This is a genomic window from Agromyces aurantiacus (assembly GCF_016907355.1).
GTDB classification, from domain to species: Bacteria; Actinomycetota; Actinomycetes; order Actinomycetales; family Microbacteriaceae; genus Agromyces; species Agromyces aurantiacus.
This window is the reverse complement of sequence record NZ_JAFBBW010000001.1, coordinates 1,341,002-1,357,194: the sequence shown is the minus strand read 5'-3', so window position 1 is coordinate 1,357,194 and position 16,193 is coordinate 1,341,002. Positions and strand designations below refer to the sequence as shown.

Genomic DNA, 16,193 nt, shown 5'->3' with positions numbered 1-16,193 from the left:
ACCGGGGTCAGCCGCGCAGCGCGAGCCGCGCCCAGTCGGCGTCGATGGTGGCGAGCGTCGCGGGGATGTCCCCGCCGGTCGCCATGGTCTGGATGTAGTTGTCGATCGGGATGGTGAGCGGGATCGAGCGGGAGAGCCCCTGGTAGAAGGCGCCGTCGTCGTAGTACTCCTGCATGGGCAGGATCCGCTCGTCGGTCGCGGGCGCGGCATCCGTCGTGGTGCCGAAGCCCAGGAACGCCGCGTTGTACTGGTCCATCACGTCCTTCTGCATGAGGTACGAGACGAACTCGCGTGCGGCCGCCTTCTTGGTGCTCGCCTCGGGCACCCAGAGCGCGAGGTCGAGGTTGACCCGCACCTTGAGGTCGTCGGGGTCGTTCGTGGCCGGCAGTGGGAACGTCGCGAGCTCGAGGTCGGGGTTGGTCTTCGCGATCTCGCCGAACGCCCACGGCCCCTGCATGTACATGGCGGCCTCGCCGTTCGCGAAGGCGACGTTGCCGTCGCCGTAGCCGCGGCTGGGTGCGTCGTCGTTCGAGTAGTCGGCGAGCTGCTTCATCTGCTCGGCCGGCCGGAGGATCGTCCGTTCGAACGACGTGTCCGAGGTCGGACCGACCTCGGTCCCGAGCTCGTCCATGCGGTCGAGGAAGTCCGCGACGTCGACCGAGCCGCCGACGGTGTAGTCGAACAGGCCCTGGCCGAGCGTCCAGGGGTCCTTGAACGTGCTGTAGATGGGCGTGATGCCGGCGGCCTCGAGCCTGTCGCACGCGGCGATCAACTCGTCCCAGGTCGTCGGCACTGCGATGCCGTTCTCCTCGAACATCTTCACGTTGTAGATGACGGATTCGGCCGCGACCGAGTACGGCAGCACGCTCGTGCGCCCCGGATAGGTCGCGTACTGGTCGACGAGTTCCTGCACCTCGGGTCGGATCCGCGCGGCCTCGGGCAGGTCGGAGAGGTCGGAGAGCGCGCCGCGCTCCATGAACCGCGCCATCTCGTAGTTGTAGTTCAGCAGCCCGACGTCGGGCGGGTTGCCCCGGAGGAACGCGGCCGAGAGGTTCGACGCGGTGTCGAGCGTGACGTGGACGTCGGACTGCTCGCTGTTGTACCGCTCGACGAGGTCGCGGAAGAACGGGATCGCCTCGGGCTTGGACATGTGGAACGTGATCTGGGCGGGACCGCCTCCGGCAGCGCCGGCGCAGCCCGACAGCGCGAGCACGGCGCCGAGGACGCCCGCGGCCAGCAGCGCGAGGCGCGAGCGGCGCGCCGGCCGACGCCGACGGCGATCAGTGGGGCGGGATGCGCGGTGCAGCACGTCGTCTCCTCCGAATCGATCGTCGACCCGCTCGGCGCGTGTCGACTCTGACCAAGTAAATTTAGGATGTAGATTTACTTCTTGTCGTAAATAATGACGGGGAGAGGCGGAGGTGTCAAGCAATGGATCGGATCGGATCGGCGACCTCGCCGCAGGTGCTGCGGCAGGCGAACGCGCGGAGCGTGCTCGAGTACGCCTGGACCGTCGGCGCGTTCACCGCGACCGACGCGATGGCGGCGACCGGCCTCACCCGGTCGACGGTGATCGGCGTCTGCGAGGAACTGCTCGCCGACGGATGGCTCGAGGAGCTCGACGACGCCCGCGCCGCCGGCGCCTACACGAAGGGGCGCCCCGCGCGCCGCTACGCGCTCAACGAGCGCGCCGCGTACATCGTGGGCATCGATGCCGGGTACGACCACGTGTCGGCCACGGTCGCCGACCTGCGCGGCACCCCCCTGGGCCGGCACCGGGTCGTCATCCCCGCGCCGAGCCCGGGCGACATCGAGCGCCTCGCCGACGCCGCCCAGCGGCGCGCGCTCGCGCGCGCGGCGATGGAGGGCGCCCTGGCCGACGCCGCCATCGCCCCCGAGGCGGTGCTCGCGATCACGGTCGCGGTGCCCGCGCCGGTCGATCGACGCGGCGCCTCGCCCGCCGAGAACTGGTTCTGGAGCCTGACCAACCCGGGCTACGCCGAGCTCTTCGACGGCGACGCCGAGATCGTCGCGGTCGAGAACGACGCGAACCTCGCCGCGATCGCCGAGCGGTCGGCGCCCGACGGCGGCGGACGAGACGTCGACTCCTTCATCGCGCTCATCGTCGGCGAGGGCATGGGCGCCGGGCTCATGATCGACGGCCGGCTCGTTCGCGGCCGACGCGGCGGCGCCGGCGAACTGCGCTTCCTCGACCACGTCGACGGCGTCGGCTCGGCCGACGGCCTGGCCCTGCTCGCGCGACGCTGGGCCGTCGAGGCGATCCGTTCCGGGTTGCCCGAGGGAAGCGCGCTCGGGCGCCTCGACCCCGACACGCTCGACGAGTCCGACGTCGGACGGGCGGCGCTCGCCGGCGACCCGGTCGCGGGCGACCTCCTCGACCGCCTCGCCGCCCGTCTCGCGCGCATCTGCCTCGTGCTGGGCGACCTGCTCGATGTCGATCGGGTCATCGTCGGCGGCGCCGCGGCCGAGCGCCTGCCCATGATGGTCGACCGGGCCGCCGCCGTGCTCGCCCGCAGCGACGACCCGACCGCGCCCGAACTGCGTCGCTCCGAGCTCGGCGAGGACTGCGTGACGATCGGCGCGCTCGCCCACGCGCTGGCGCTCGTCCGCGAGCGCGCGCTCGACCTCGTGCCGCGGGAGCGCGGCGCGGCCTGAGGAGACGGGCGCATGACCCGTCCGATCGAGGGCGTCGGAACCGCGGTGGCGGCGTTCATCGGGTTCGCGGAGACCGGGCCGCTCCTCGAGCCGACCCTGGTCGAGAGCCTCGCGGAGTTCGAGGCGGCGTTCGGCGCCGATTCGGGCACGCTCCGAGGGGCGATCGACGACTTCTTCGCCAATGGCGGCAGCACGGCGATCGTCGTGCGCGTCGAGGACGCCGGCCTCCACGGCGTGGGCACCGGGCTCGAGGCGCTCGACCGGGTCGACCTCGTGAACCTCGTCGTGCTGCCAGCGGAGAGCGTCGACCGGGACGACGCGAACGCGGTCGTCGCCGCGGCGGCGGCGTTCGGTGAGCGCCGGCGGACGATGCTGCTCGTGGACCCGCCCTCGTCGTGGACGAACGCCGCCGCGATCGAGGCCGCGATGGCGGGCGGCGCAGCGCAGGCGGTGGGCACCGCGAGCCCGAATGCCGCCGTGTACGCACCCCGGCTGCGCCGCGCCGCCGACGGTCGGCTCACCGCAGCGACCGGCGCGGTCGCCGGGGTCCTGGCTCGGACGGACGCGAGCCGAGGCGTCTGGGCGTCGCCCGCGGGGCTCGAGGCCGCGCTCGTCGGCGTCGACGACCTCGCATTCGCGCTGCGCGACGACGAGACCCGTCGGCTCGCCGCCCTCGGCGTCAACGCGCTCCGCCGCTTCCCCGGGCACGGCCCGGTCGTCTGGGGCGCACGCACGCTGGCCGGGGCCGACGCCTCGGCGAGCGAGTGGAGGTACGTCCCGGTGCGCCGCACCGCCCTGTTCCTCGAGGAGAGCATCGATCGCGGCCTCCGATGGACCCGCTTCGAGCCGAACGACGAACCGCTATGGCGCGAGGTGCGCGAGTCGGTCGGCGCGTTCCTGCACGACCTCTTCCGCGCGGGGGCCTTCCCCGGAACCACGCCGCGCGACGCGTACGTCGTGCGGTGCGACCGCGACACGGCGACGCAACGGCAGCTCGAGGGTGGTGAGTTCACCGTGCTGGTGGGCTTCGCGCCGCTCCGGCCCGGCGAGTTCGTCGTGCTGCGGGTGCGGGCGCGGGCGCTGCCCACGGCATGAGCGGATGCAGCGAGCGCGCGCTCACGACATCCGCTCGACCCGCGCCTCAGCCGCGCAGGGCCGCGAAGAAGGCGCGGATGTCGCCGACGACCTCATCGGGCACCTCGAGCGCGGCGAAGTGGCCTCCGCGCTCGAACCGGCTCCAGTGCACGATGTTCGAGTTGTCCCGCTCGGCGAAGACCCGGATCGTCTGGAAGTCGTCGGCGAAGACCGCGACGCCGGTCGGCGCGGCGTTGACCTGCGCCTCGGCCTCGGCGCGGGCGTTCTCGAGGTAGGCGCGGCTCATGCCGGCCGACGCGTTCGCGAACCAGTTCACGCCGACCTCGGTGAGGATGGTGTCGAGCGGCACGAGCGAGGTGCCGTTGCCGAAGGAGTTGAACAGCTCGCTGTAGGCGAGGAGCGCCGCGGGCGAGTCGCTGAGGCCGACGGAGACCGTCTGCGGGCGGCTCGCGTTCATCGTGTTGTAGCCGCCGACCGACTGGAACCACTGCATGTGCTCGAGTGCGGCGTAGTCCTGCGGCTCGAGGCACTCGAACTCCGCGGGGTCGCCCGACGGGAACGAGAACAGCTGCAGCACGTGCAGGCCGAGGAAGCCCTCGGGGTTCAGCAGGCCGAGCTCGCGGGCGACCATGGCGCCGTTGTCGGAGCCGTGGATGCCGTACTCGGCGTAGCCGAGCCGGCGCATGAGCGCGTCGTAGGCGCGGGCAACGCGGGCGGTCGTCCATCCGGCGTCCGTCACCGGGTTCGAGAAGCCGAAGCCGGGCGCATCCGGGATCACGACGTCGAAGGCGTCCTCGGCGCGCCCGCCGTGCGCGACCGGATCCACCAGCGACGCGATCAGGTCGAGGTAGTCGATGGACGACCCGGGGTACGTGTGCGCGAGCAGCAGCGGAGTGGCGCCCTCGTGCGGCGAGCGCACGTGGATGAAGTGGATCGGCTGCCCGTCGACCGTCGTCGTGAAGTGCGGCACGGCGTTGATGCGCGCCTCCTCGGCGCGCCAGTCCCACGTGGTGCGCCACCGGTCGATCGCGTCGCGCAGGTAGCCGTTGGGGGTGCCGTACGACCAGTCGTCGGTCGGGGCCGCCTGCGGAAGGCGGGTGCGTGCGAGGCGGTCCATGAGGTCGTCGAGGTCCGCCTGCGCGACCTCGACGCGGAACGGGCGGATGTCGGGAGCGGCGTCGGTGGTGGTGTTCGTCATGTCTCCGACGCTACGGTCGAATCAGGCACGTTCGATTCCTAATAGATCGAGATGATCGAGTCATGTCCGACACCGCCGCACGCATGCTCGCGATGCTCTCCCTCCTGCAGTCCCGGGCCGACTGGACGGGAACACAGCTCGCCGAGCGCCTCGGCGTCTCGGTCCGCACCATCCGCAACGACGTCGACCGGCTGCGCGAGCTCGGCTACCCGGTCGACGCGACGCGCGGCGCGGCCGGCGGCTACCGCCTCGGCGCGGGCGGCAAGCTGCCGCCGCTCCTGCTCGACGACGAGGAGGCGGTCGCCGTGGCGATCGGGTTGCGCGAGGCCACGGGCATCGCCGGCATCGCCGAGTCGAGCGCGCGGGCCCTCGCGAAGCTCGACCAGGTGCTGCCGTCGCGCTTGCGGCCGATGGTCGCCGCCATCGGCGCGGTCGTCGATCGAGCCCCCGAGAACACCGGCACCGACGCCCCCGATCCCGAGGTCGACCCGGCCGTGCTCGCCGCGATCGCCGCCGCGATCCGCGACGCCGAATGGTTCCGGTTCGACGATCGCGGCACGCCCCGGCTCGTCGAGCCCTACCGACTGCTGAGCTGGGAGCGCCGGTGGTACCTCGTCGGCCGGGACCCGCGGTCGGGCGAATGGGGCGTGTTCCGCGTCGACTGGATCGGGCCCCGGATGCCGACCCGGCGCCGGTTCGCGCCCACGCCGCTCCCCGGCGGCGACTACACCGCCTTCGCGATGCGCTCGATCGCGATGAGCGGATGGAACGTGCACGCCCGACTCCGCGTCGCGGCACCCGCCGAGACGGTGCTCGCTCGCATCAACCCCGCGGTGGGCGTCGTCGAGGCGGTCTCCGACGACGAGTCGGTGCTCGTCACCGGCGCCGACTCCCTCGACACGATCGGCGCGTACATCGGCATGCTCGGCATGGACTTCACGGTGGAGTCCCCGCGCGAGCTCGTGCCGTTGCTTCGCACGCTCTCGGAGCGGTACGCGCGGGCGGCCGGCGGCTCGACGCCCGACCGGTGAGGCGAAGCATCCCCGCTCGTTCGTGCGCGGTTCTTCCGCCCGTCACCGGCCCGGCCTAGCGTGGAGCCGACCGGACCTCCCACGAAGGAGCACGCAGTGTCCACGAGACGACCGATTCGGATCCTGATCACCACGACGGCCGCCGCCGCCCTCGCCGGCGCCGCGCTCAGCGCAGCCCCGGCATCGGCGGCACCGCCCGACGACGCGGGCACCGAGACGCTGCGCGTCGCGACCTACAACCTCTCGCTCAACCGCAACGCACCGGGCCAGCTCGTCGCCGACCTGTCGACCGGTGCGAACGCGCAGGCGAGGACGGTGGCCCAGATCATCCAGCGGACGAACCCCGACATCGTGCTGCTCAACGAGTTCGACTACGTGCCCGACGGCCTCGCGGTCGACCTGTTCCGGACGAACTACCTCGAGGTCTCGCAGGGCGGGGCCGATCCGGTCGAGTACCCCTACGCGTTCGTCGCGCCGTCGAACACCGGCGTGGCGAGCGGATTCGACCTCAACAACAACGGCGTGATCGGCGGGGGTGACGACGCCTTCGGCTTCGGCCTCTTCGAGGGGCAGTACGGGATGGCCGTGCTCTCCAAGCACCCCATCGTCGAGGACGACGTCCGCACGTTCCAGCACTTCCTCTGGAAGGACATGCCGGGCGCCCTCCTGCCGGACGACCCGAACACCGATGAACCAGCCGACTGGTACTCGCAGGAGGAGCTCGACGTGGTCCGGCTCTCCAGCAAGTCGCACTGGGACGTGCCGGTCGATGTCGACGGCCGGACCGTGCACGTGCTCGCTTCGCACCCGACACCGCCGACGTTCGACGGCCCCGAGGACCGCAACGGCACACGGAACCACGATGAGATCCGCTTCTGGGCCGACTACGTCACGTCCGGCACGGCATCGCGCTACATCACCGACGACGCAGGGTCGACCGGCGGGTTGAAGCCCGGCTCGTCGTTCGTGATCCTCGGCGACCAGAACGCCGATCCCCTCGACGGCGACTCGACCGAGGACGCCATCCTGCAGCTCCTCGGCCATCCCCGGATCACCGACCCACTGCCGACGTCGGAGGGCGCGGTGGAGGCGTCCGCGCTGCAGGGCGGCGCGAACCTGGCGCACGAGGGCGACCCGGCGTACGACACCGCCGACTTCGCCGACACCGCGCCGGGGAACCTGCGCGCCGACTACGTGCTGCCGTCGCGCGACCTGCGCGTGCTCGACGCCGGCGTGTTCTGGCCGGTGCAGGCCGACCCGCTCTCGGCCCTGACGGGTGTCTACCCGTTCCCCTCGAGCGACCACCGGCTCGTCTGGGTGGACCTCCGCGTGCACGGCTGACCGGCGCGCCCCCGGCGCCGCAGGCTCAGGCCGCGCCGGGCAGGCCCGGCCCCACCCGATCGGGCACAGCCTTCACGACGGTCGGCAACCACTCGCGCACCTCGGGCCAGGCCCGCGCGGTCGGCAGGTGCCGGATGAGCGCGGCGAGCGACGAATCGCCCGGCGCCCACGGGATGACGCGGCTCGGCGACGCCGCGGCGAGCACGCCGAGCCACCAGTGCAGCCAGGTGCCGCGCAGCGACTCGGGCTCGAGCACGACGTAGTAGTCGGGCACGCGGATCCGGTGCTGCGCGACCTGGTCGAGCACCTGCTCGATCTCCAGCTGGAGCACGCCGAGCGTGGACCGCTCGTCGTAGAACTCGACCCACGCCGAGGCGACGTGGCCGAGGGGGTCGCGATCGTGCACGACGTACGGCGCGTGCGAGGTGGACGACCACGTGACGACCTCGGCGTCGGTGGCGTCCGTCATCTCGGCGAAGCTGGCGCTATCGACGTTCGCCAGCCCCGCGAGCGAGCCGATCGCGGTCGTCGTCTCATCGCCCACGACGACCAGGGTGGTGCTTCCCGGTGCCTCCATTTCCGGATTGTACGTCCGGTCGGGGCGGGTTCGGGAGGGGGCGACGCGGGGTGGCGTCAGGCCGCGACGTGGGTGGCGGCGCCATCCGCGTCATCCGCGCCGACCGCGACCAGCGACGGCAGCACGTCGGCGTACGGCACGCCGCCGACCGTGCGCACCAGCCACGCGGCACCCGCCCGCTCGAGCTCGGAGACGGCGAGGTTGTCGAGCCTCGGGTAGCTGCGCGGGTCGTGCCCGCTGAGCTCGCCGAGCACGTGCCGGATGAGCGTGCCGTGCGCGACCGCGAGGACCCGGGCGCCCGCGTGCTCGACGGCGATGCGCTCGAGGGCGCGCACCCCGCGCGGGCCTACGGCGTCGTCGGGCTCCTTGCCCTCGAACGCGCGGCCGGGCCAGCGCACGTCGATCTCGGCGACGCTCGAACCCTCGGCGACGCCGAAGTCCTGCTCGACGAGGTCGTCGTAGGCGCCCGCGACGGGCAGGTCGAGTTCGGCCGCGAGGATCGCGGCGGTCTCGCGCGCGCGGCCGAGGGTCGAGCTGACGACGAGGTCCCAGCGGGCGCGGTCGATGCCGGTCGCCGCCGCCCTGGCCTGCTGACGGCCGGTCAGGTTGAGGGGGATGTCGGTGCGCCCCTGCATCAGGCCACGCAGGTTCCAGTCGGTCTGTCCGTGGCGGATGAGGGCGAGGCGCATGGGTTCCAGCCTAGGCGGCGCCGGCTGGACGGAATGCCGCAGGCGGCTCCCGACTGGTCGGAGGGTCGACGGACTCAGCGGCAACCCTGAGGAGATCTCCGTGTGCGGCACGGATGCCTCGGGAGGCCGGCGAGCGCACGCTGGGTGTCATCCAACCCCGTGCACCCGAAGGAGCACCCGTCATGACCGACACCATCACCCCGGCCTCGACCGCGGACGCCGCCGAGGCGGACCGCGCGCTCAAGGCGAAGCACCGCGCGATGTGGGCCTCGGGCGACTACCCGACGCTCGCCTCCGACCTCATCTGGGAGCTCGGCGCGCAACTCGTCGACGCCGTCGGCGTGCGGCCCGGCGACCGCGTGCTCGACGTCGCGGCCGGCAGCGGCAACGCCGCGATCCCCGCCGCGCTGCGCGGCGCGACCGTCGTCGCGAGCGACCTCGCCCCCGAGCTGTTCGAGGCCGGTCGTCGCGCCGCGACCGAGGCCGGCGCGGAGCTCGAATGGCGCGAGGCCGACGCCGAGCAGCTGCCGTTCGCCGACGCGACGTTCGACGCCGTGCTCTCGTGCGTCGGCGTCATGTTCGCACCGCACCACCAGGCCGCAGCCGATGAGCTCGTCCGCGTCGCGAAGCCCGGCGGACGCATCGGCACCCTGAGCTGGACGCCCGAGGGCGTGATCGGCCGCATGTTCGCGACGATGAAGCCCTTCAACGCCCCGCCGCCTCCCGGCTCGCAGCCGCCGCCCCTGTGGGGCGACGAGCTGCACGTGCGCGAACTGCTCGGCGACCGGGTCGACGAATTCAACGCCGTCCGGCGGACGGTCGCGATCACCCGCTTCCGCACCGGCGAGGAGTTCCGCGACTACTTCAAGTCGCACTACGGCCCGACGATCGCGGTGTACGCCCGCATCGCCGAGGACCCGGAGCAGGTGCGCGCCCTCGACGACGCGCTCGCCGCGCTCGGTCGCGAGGCCGGGCTGGACGGCTCGGACCGCGGCATGGCGTGGGAGTACCTCCTCGTCACCGCCCGGCGGCGCTGATCGCCGCCGATCCCCGCTGAGCCCTGCCCGGCGGCCACTTTTCCCCCTTCGACACCCCGTGAACCACCCCGAAGGAGCACCGCCATGCACCTCAGCGACGACTACTGGGTCTTCGAGCTGCACCGGTCGGGCGAACGCCGGCTGCGGCACGAGCTCGAACGACGCCGCCAGGCCGACGAACGCATCGCCGAGGCGGCCGCGGAGGCCGCCGAAGCCGGCGAGGGGGCGACGGATGGCGCGCGCACGCGCCGCGGCATCCGTCAGCTGCTCCCCCGCCGGTTGCGTCCGCTGTCGCCGTCGCGACCCGCGATCGGGCCCGGCGCGGCATGAGCGCGCCGGCCCGCGCGCCCCGCACGGCGGCCTCGGTGCCCGCCCCGGTGCGGCGCGCCCGATTCGGTCCTAGAATCGGCGCCGTGCCGGGGCAGACGCTGACCCCGCGCGAGAGCGCGATCCTGGCCGCCGTCGAGCGGCGCTTGAGCAACCCCGAGATCGCTTCGGAGCTGTTCATCTCGGTGCGCACCGTCGAGAGCCACATCGCGAGCCTGCGCCGGAAGCTCGGGGCGGACAGCCGAGCGGAGCTCATCGCCGCCGCGGGCGAGCGCCGCGAGGCATCCGTGCGCCTGCCGGACACCCGGTTCGTCGGCCGCGAGACCGAGCTCGCCGCGCTCGCCGCCCTGGTCGACGCGCACCGCTGCGTCACCCTGACCGGCCCGGGCGGGGTCGGCAAGACCCGCCTCGCGCTCGAGTTCGCCGCACGCCGCCACGGCGACCGCTCGCCGATCGTGGTCGAGCTCGAGCACGCCGACCCCGACGACGTCGTGCCGCGCATCGCGCGGGCGCTCGACCTCGAGGCGGTCACCGGCGCCGACGTCACGGCCTCCGTGGCCTACGCGCTGGCGTCGCATCCGTACCTGCTCGTGCTCGACAACATCGACCGGGTGGGCCCGGCCGTGCAGGCCGCGGCCCGCCGCATCCTGCGCGACGCGCACGACCTGCGGATCCTCGGCACGTCGCGCACGCCGTTCGGCGACGACGCCGAGCACGTCTTCGCGCTCGAGCCGCTCGCGGTCGAGGGGGCCGACGCGCCCGCGGTGACGATGTTCCTGGACCGGCTGAGCGCGCACGGCGTACCTCCGACCGCTGGCGAGCGCGAGCTCGCGGCCCGCGTCTGCGCGCGCCTGGACGGCCTGCCGCTCGGCATCGAGCTCGCGGCATCCGTCTCGCGCCACCTCGGGCTCGAGGAACTCGCCGCACGGCTCGAACGCGACTTCGCGGCCCTCGACCGCGCCGCGCCGCGCGGCCGGCACCGCACGCTCGAGACGACGTTCGAGTGGACCTGGGACCTGCTCGAGGCCGATGAGCGGGAGGTGCTGTGCCGGCTGGCGGCCCTCCCCCGCGCGTTCGACGTCGACCTCGCGACCGCGGTCACCCACGAGGGCGCCGAGGGCGTGCTGCTGCGGCTGCTCGACCACTCGATGGTCGTGCCGCTGGGCGGCACCCCGCGGCGGTTCCGGCTGCTCGCGGTGATGCGCGAGTTCGTCCGCGCCCGCACCGACGCCGCGACGATCCGCGAGGTGCTCGAGCGGCACGCCGAGTACCACGAACGCGTCGCGGCCGAGTTCATCGCGCACGCGCGCACCGACGACAGCCGCGAGGCCGTGCGCCTGTCGGCCAGGCTCTGCCCGGACGTCAACGCGGCCCTGCGCTGGGCGCTCGCGGCGCGGCATCCGACCGCTCGATCGCTCGCCACCTCGCTCGCGGTCGGCGTCGAGCAGTACGGCTCCGACGTCGACAGCGTGCGCTCGATCTCGATGGCCGCGCGCGACGGGCGCGTGCGCGCCGAGGCCGACGCGCGCGAGCTGATGCTGCTCGGCAACAGCATCGCCTACCTCGACATGCCGCTCGTCGACGAGCTCGCCGAGCGCGCGCTCGAGATCGCCGACGACGACGCGTCTCGACTGGCCGCCCACCACCTCGCCGGGCTGGCCGCCGCATACCTCGACCGCGGCCCGGAGGCGCTCGAGCACCTCGCCGTCGCCGAGCGCCTGGCGCGCGAGCTCGGCGACCCCTGGCAGCTCGGCGCGGCGCACCAGATGCGCGGTGTCGCGCTGCGCGGGGCCTCGCTCGACGACCCCGCGGCGGCGATGGCCGAGTTCGACGCGGCCATGCGCGCATATGCGATCGCGGGCGACGCCATGCACGTCAACAACGCCCGGTTCATGATGGCGTCGGTCGCGGCGCGGACCGGCGCCGACGCCGAACGCGCCGCACGCTGGGCTGCGGAATGCGTCGACTATGCGACCCGCGCCGGCAACGCCCACGAGCTCGCACACGCCACCCTCGTGCAGCAGACGCTCGGCGTGCCGGATGCCGCGGCGCCGCTCGAGGAGCTGACCGGCGAGTTCCGCCGCCTCGGCGACGCGCGCTGCCTCACGCGCTGCCTGCTTCTGGGGGCCGATCGAGCCGAGGGCGCCGCGGCGGTGGCGCTGCTCGAGGAGGCCCTGTCGTTCGCCGACTCGGCGGGTGACCGGACGCACCAGATGGCGGCGCTCACCCGGCTCGTCGAGGCGCGCCGTGCCCAGGGCGACGAGATGGGCACGCGGCTCGCCCTCGGGCGGCTCGATGCGCTCAGCGGCGCCGAGGCCGCGGGGGCGTGAGCCGGCAGGCGGTCACCCGGGCTCGCCGAGCGGGCCGGTTCCGGTGCCGTCGGGCACGGTGCGCACCGCGATGAGCTCCTCGCGTCCCGCGCCGCCCGCGATGTCGACCGCGAGCAGCGGCCCGAGGTCGCGCGCGTAGAACTTGTACTCGACCACGTCGGGTTCGAGCGCGTCGGTGTCGCGCGTGACCAGCACGTCGTCGGACGCGCCGTACGGCGCCTCGGCCCGCTCGCCGAGCCGGAGCACCTCGCCGGCGTCCTCGGCCTCGCCCTTCAGGTACTCCTGGCGGTAGACCTGCCCGGGCTGCGGGTCGGCGGGCAGCAGGACGCCCGGCTGCGCGCCGTCGACGCCGGCCTCGAACGATCCCTCGGTCGAGGCGATCTCGCCGTCCTCGAACTCCGCGGTGTCCTCGCCGAGGTACCAGACGGTGCCGTCGGCGTCCTGCGCGTACCAGTCGAACGTGTCCTCGACGACCTCGTCGCCGGAGTAGACGGTGTCGCGCACCACCCGGGCGGTCACGCCGTTCGCGATCCTCCGGGTCGCCGTGGTCGCGGTCACGACGACGCGGAAGTCGGTGCCGTCGGCATCGAGCTCGCGGTACTCCCACTGCGTCCCGGGCGTCATGGGCCAGTACGGGTGGTCGATGTCGGCCGTGAAGTCGGCCGGGTCGAGCTCGACGGGTTCGCCGCCCTGCGGCAGCCTCGAGGACGCGCCTGAGGACGGAGCACCGGGGCCTCCACCGGTGCATCCGGCGAGCGCGAGCGCGAGCCCCGCCGCCGCGGTCGCTCCCACGGCGAGGCGGGCGACCGCGGATCGATTCCGACGCCGAGCGTGCATGAGGGCCCTTCCCGACGTCGCGACTCTACGCCGCACGTCCGGCCGCGTGAACCCCTCGGCCGGACTCGGGACCCGTGTCCCGTGACACCGGGACACCGCGGCTGCGACGATGAGCGGATGACGCTCGCCTCCAGTCGCATCGCGACGGTCGTCGCGCTGTGCGTGTCGGCGGTCGCCGCCGTCCTGGCGATCGCGATCGACCTCGTCGTGCTGCCGTCGCACCCGCAGCCGCCGCTCTCGTCGGGGTGGTCGGGCGTGCTGCCCGGCGTCGCGATGCTCGTGCCGGGCTGCCTGCTGCTCTGGCGGCTGCCGTGGCATCCGATCGCCGTGGTACTGGCCGGCTTCGGCACGCTGTGGGTGCTCGACGGGCTCGCGTCGGCCGCCGTGAACCTCGCCTGGTACACCGATCGCGGCGCGTGGTGGGCGGTCCCGGCGATGTGGTTCTTCGGGCGGCTCGGCTCGGTGCTGATCCTGCCGATCCAGCTGCTGCTCCTGCTCTTCCCCGACGGGCGGCTGCGGCCGGGCGGATGGCGCGCGGCCTCGGTGGTCGCGATCGTCCTGGGTCTCGTGATGCCGTTCGCGTTCCTGTTCGCGCCCGACGCCGCACTCGTCGCCGACGACCCGGGCCGCGCGGCGCTGCTCGAGGCGTTCGACCCGGTGCAGCCGACGCTGCCGCTGCCGGACGCCGCGTGGGCGGCGATCCTCGCGCTCGCCCCCGCCTGCCTCGCGGCGAGCCTCGTGCTCTCGCTCGTGGTGTGCGTGAGCCGGCGCGTGGACGCGGGGCCCGAGGAGCGCGCGCAGCTGCGCTGGCTCGTCTGGTCGGGCGTCGTGTTCATCGGTGCGCTCGCGATCTTCCCGCTCGTGCCGACGGGGGTCGTCGACCTCCTGCTGGCGCTGACGATCGGGCTCATCAGCGCCTCGGTCGTGATCGCGGTCACGCGCTACCGGCTGTACGCGATCGACCGACTCCTGTCGTGGACGCTCGTGTACGCGGTGCTGATCGGCGCGATCATCGCGGTCGACGTGCTCGTGGTGCTCGTCGTGGGCAGCGCGATCGACGACCGCGCGGCGATGCTCCTCGCCGTCGTCGCCGTCACGGTCGCCTACGCGCCGCTGCGCGGGCGCCTGTTCGCGCTCGCGAGCCGGCTCGTGAGCGGACGACGCGGCGACCCGTACGGCGTGGTGTCCTCGCTCGGCGAGCGGCTCGAGGCGGCGGGCGGCACCGACGAGCAGCTGGGCGCGCTGGCCGCGGCGGTCGCCGAGGCGTTCGGGTCGCGGTACGTGCGGGTCGAACTCGACCGCCCCGACGGCGAGCCCCTCGCCGCCGCGACGGGCGCGCCGGCGCCGGGCCCCGTCGAGCTGCCGATCGACCGCGGGGGCGTCGTGATCGGCCGCATCCTCATGGAGCCGGGCCGTCGGCCGGTGGTCTCCACGCGCGACCAGCGCCTGCTCGGCGACCTCGTACGCCTGGCCGCCGCCGCGATCCTCGAGGGCGAGCTGCGCCGCGAGCTCCAGGCCATCCGCGAGCGGCTCGTGCTGGCGCGCGAGGAGGAGCGCTCGCGGCTGCGTCGCGAGCTGCACGACGGGCTCGGCCCGCTGCTCGGCGGAACGAAGCTGCGCCTCGAGACCGCCCGCAACCTCGCGACGCGCGACCCCGATCGCTCGCTCGCGCTGCTCGACGCCGCGATCGAGGACCAGTCCGAGGTGATCGGCGAGATCCGCCGCATCGTGCACGACCTGCGCCCGCCCGCGCTCGACGACCTCGGCCTCGTGCGCGCGCTCGAGCAGCAGGCCGCCCGCCTCGCGGGCGGCGGGCTCGCGGTCGAGGTCTCGGGCGAGGTTCCGCCCGGCCTTCCGCCCGCGGTCGAGGTCGCCGCGTACCGCATCGCGTCGGAGGCGCTCGCCAACGTGCGCCGGCACTCGAGTGCCGCGCACGCGTCCGTGCACCTCGGCCACGACGAGCGGATGCTGCGCCTCGAGGTGCACGACGACGGCACCGGCATCCCGGCCGACGCCGTCGGCGGCGTGGGGCTCCGGTCCCTCCGCGAGCGCGCGCAGGAACTCGGCGGCGTGCTCGAGATCGAGGACGCCGACGGGGGCGGTACCGTCATCCGTGCCGCCCTTCCGCTCGCGCATGACAGTGCCGTGCGCCGCCCGGACGCCGCACCCGAGACCCGTCCCGACACCCCCGTGGAGGCCAACGCCGATGCCTGACGAACCGATCCGCGTCGTGCTCGTCGACGACCACCCCGTGTACCGCGACGGGCTCTCGATGCTGCTGGAGTCGATGGACGGCGTCGAGGTCGTCGCCACCGCCGCCGACGGCGAGGCCGCGCTCGAGGCCATCGATGCCGCCGAACCCGACGTCGTCGTGATGGACGTCCAGATGCCCCGGCTCGACGGCATCGCCGCGACGCGCGAGGCCGTGGAGCGCCATCCGCACTTGGCCGTCGTCGTGCTGACCATGTCGGAGGACGACGAGACCGTGTTCGCGGCCATGCGAGCCGGCGCCCGCGGCTACCTCGTGAAGGGCGCGAGCCAGCACGAGATCCTCACCGCCATCCGCGCGGTCGAACGCGGCGAGCTCGTGTTCGGCGCGGCGATCGCACGGCGCGTGGCCGAGTTCTTCGCGGCCGGACCCGCGTCGGCGCCCGCGGCCGAGGTGTTCCCGCAGCTGACCGCGCGCGAGCGCGAGATCCTCGACCTGCTCGCCGCCGGGCGGTCGAACCCGCAGATCGCGCAGGCGCTGTTCCTCTCGCCGAAGACCGTGCGCAACAACGTGTCGAACATCTTCGCGAAGCTGCAGGTCGCCGACCGCGCCGAGGCGATCGTGCGCGCCCGCGACGCGGGCCTCGGCCGCGCCTGAACGCTCCGCGTCCGTCCTCCCGCCGGCCGACGAGCCGCACACGGCCGCGCGGCCACGCCCTCCCACTGCGGGGGGTCGCTCCGCCCGGCTCCCGACCGCGAGGGTATGCCGAACCTCGGTCGACAGCGCGCGGTCGCGTCGTTCGGCATACCCTCGCCGCCCCGACGGCGGGCGGCGGGGGGCAGGGCC

Annotated in this window: 14 protein-coding genes; 9 read left to right on the top strand and 5 right to left on the bottom strand. The window is 73.9% G+C overall.

Going from position 1 to position 16,193, the window contains the following annotated elements:
• Window positions 1–7 precede the first annotated feature (7 nt).
• Entirely contained in the window at window positions 8–1,309 is a 1,302-nt protein-coding gene (locus JOD46_RS06505; RefSeq protein ID WP_307834935.1) for an ABC transporter substrate-binding protein, read from the bottom strand.
• A gap of 122 nt (window positions 1,310–1,431) precedes the next feature.
• Here JOD46_RS06505 and JOD46_RS06500 point away from each other — a divergent pair, with 122 nt between their 5' ends.
• Window positions 1,432–2,676 carry an ROK family protein gene (locus JOD46_RS06500; protein WP_204392642.1) on the top strand — a complete coding sequence of 415 codons (1,245 nt, stop codon included), beginning with the start codon at window positions 1,432–1,434 and terminating at the stop codon, window positions 2,674–2,676.
• A gap of 12 nt (window positions 2,677–2,688) precedes the next feature.
• Window positions 2,689–3,771: a phage tail sheath family protein gene (locus JOD46_RS06495; protein WP_204392641.1), complete on the top strand. Its 1,083-nt coding sequence runs from the start codon at window positions 2,689–2,691 to the stop codon at window positions 3,769–3,771.
• Window positions 3,772–3,817: 46 nt separating this feature from the next.
• Here JOD46_RS06495 and JOD46_RS06490 read toward each other — a convergent pair whose 3' ends face one another.
• On the bottom strand, window positions 3,818–4,969 hold the full coding sequence (locus JOD46_RS06490; RefSeq protein ID WP_204392639.1) for an epoxide hydrolase family protein: 1,152 nt from the start codon (window positions 4,967–4,969) through the stop codon (window positions 3,818–3,820).
• A gap of 62 nt (window positions 4,970–5,031) precedes the next feature.
• Here JOD46_RS06490 and JOD46_RS06485 point away from each other — a divergent pair, with 62 nt between their 5' ends.
• Window positions 5,032–6,000 carry a helix-turn-helix transcriptional regulator gene (locus tag JOD46_RS06485; RefSeq protein WP_204392637.1) on the top strand — a complete coding sequence of 323 codons (969 nt, stop codon included), beginning with the start codon at window positions 5,032–5,034 and terminating at the stop codon, window positions 5,998–6,000.
• Between the two features lie 96 nt (window positions 6,001–6,096).
• Window positions 6,097–7,341, top strand: a complete 1,245-nt coding sequence (locus tag JOD46_RS06480) for an endonuclease/exonuclease/phosphatase family protein (protein WP_307834934.1) — start codon at window positions 6,097–6,099, stop codon at window positions 7,339–7,341.
• A 25-nt stretch (window positions 7,342–7,366) separates the two neighbouring features.
• Here the strand turns inward: JOD46_RS06480 and JOD46_RS06475 are convergent, their stop codons facing one another.
• Window positions 7,367–7,918: a hypothetical protein gene (locus tag JOD46_RS06475; RefSeq protein WP_204392635.1), complete on the bottom strand. Its 552-nt coding sequence runs from the start codon at window positions 7,916–7,918 to the stop codon at window positions 7,367–7,369.
• A gap of 56 nt (window positions 7,919–7,974) precedes the next feature.
• Complete coding sequence (locus JOD46_RS06470) at window positions 7,975–8,607, bottom strand: histidine phosphatase family protein (RefSeq protein WP_204392634.1); 633 nt, start codon at window positions 8,605–8,607, stop codon at window positions 7,975–7,977.
• Between the two features lie 182 nt (window positions 8,608–8,789).
• Here JOD46_RS06470 and JOD46_RS06465 point away from each other — a divergent pair, with 182 nt between their 5' ends.
• From JOD46_RS06465 to JOD46_RS06455, 3 genes are all read left to right on the top strand, one after another.
• Window positions 8,790–9,644: a class I SAM-dependent methyltransferase gene (locus JOD46_RS06465; protein WP_204392632.1), complete on the top strand. Its 855-nt coding sequence runs from the start codon at window positions 8,790–8,792 to the stop codon at window positions 9,642–9,644.
• 84 nt (window positions 9,645–9,728) lie between these two features.
• Window positions 9,729–9,974: a hypothetical protein gene (locus JOD46_RS06460; protein WP_204392630.1), complete on the top strand. Its 246-nt coding sequence runs from the start codon at window positions 9,729–9,731 to the stop codon at window positions 9,972–9,974.
• Window positions 9,975–10,057: 83 nt separating this feature from the next.
• Window positions 10,058–12,301, top strand: a complete 2,244-nt coding sequence (locus JOD46_RS06455) for a LuxR C-terminal-related transcriptional regulator (protein WP_307834933.1) — start codon at window positions 10,058–10,060, stop codon at window positions 12,299–12,301.
• Between the two features lie 12 nt (window positions 12,302–12,313).
• Here JOD46_RS06455 and JOD46_RS06450 read toward each other — a convergent pair whose 3' ends face one another.
• Complete coding sequence (locus JOD46_RS06450) at window positions 12,314–13,093, bottom strand: hypothetical protein (protein WP_204392626.1); 780 nt, start codon at window positions 13,091–13,093, stop codon at window positions 12,314–12,316.
• 162 nt (window positions 13,094–13,255) lie between these two features.
• Between JOD46_RS06450 and JOD46_RS06445 the strand changes: the two genes are divergently transcribed.
• Complete coding sequence (locus JOD46_RS06445; RefSeq protein WP_204392624.1) at window positions 13,256–15,352, top strand: sensor histidine kinase; 2,097 nt, start codon at window positions 13,256–13,258, stop codon at window positions 15,350–15,352.
• Window positions 15,345–16,004, top strand: coding sequence for a response regulator transcription factor (locus tag JOD46_RS06440; protein WP_204392622.1), 660 nt, complete (start codon window positions 15,345–15,347; stop codon window positions 16,002–16,004). The genes JOD46_RS06445 and JOD46_RS06440 overlap by 8 nt, the downstream gene beginning before the upstream one ends.
• Window positions 16,005–16,193 lie beyond the last annotated feature (189 nt).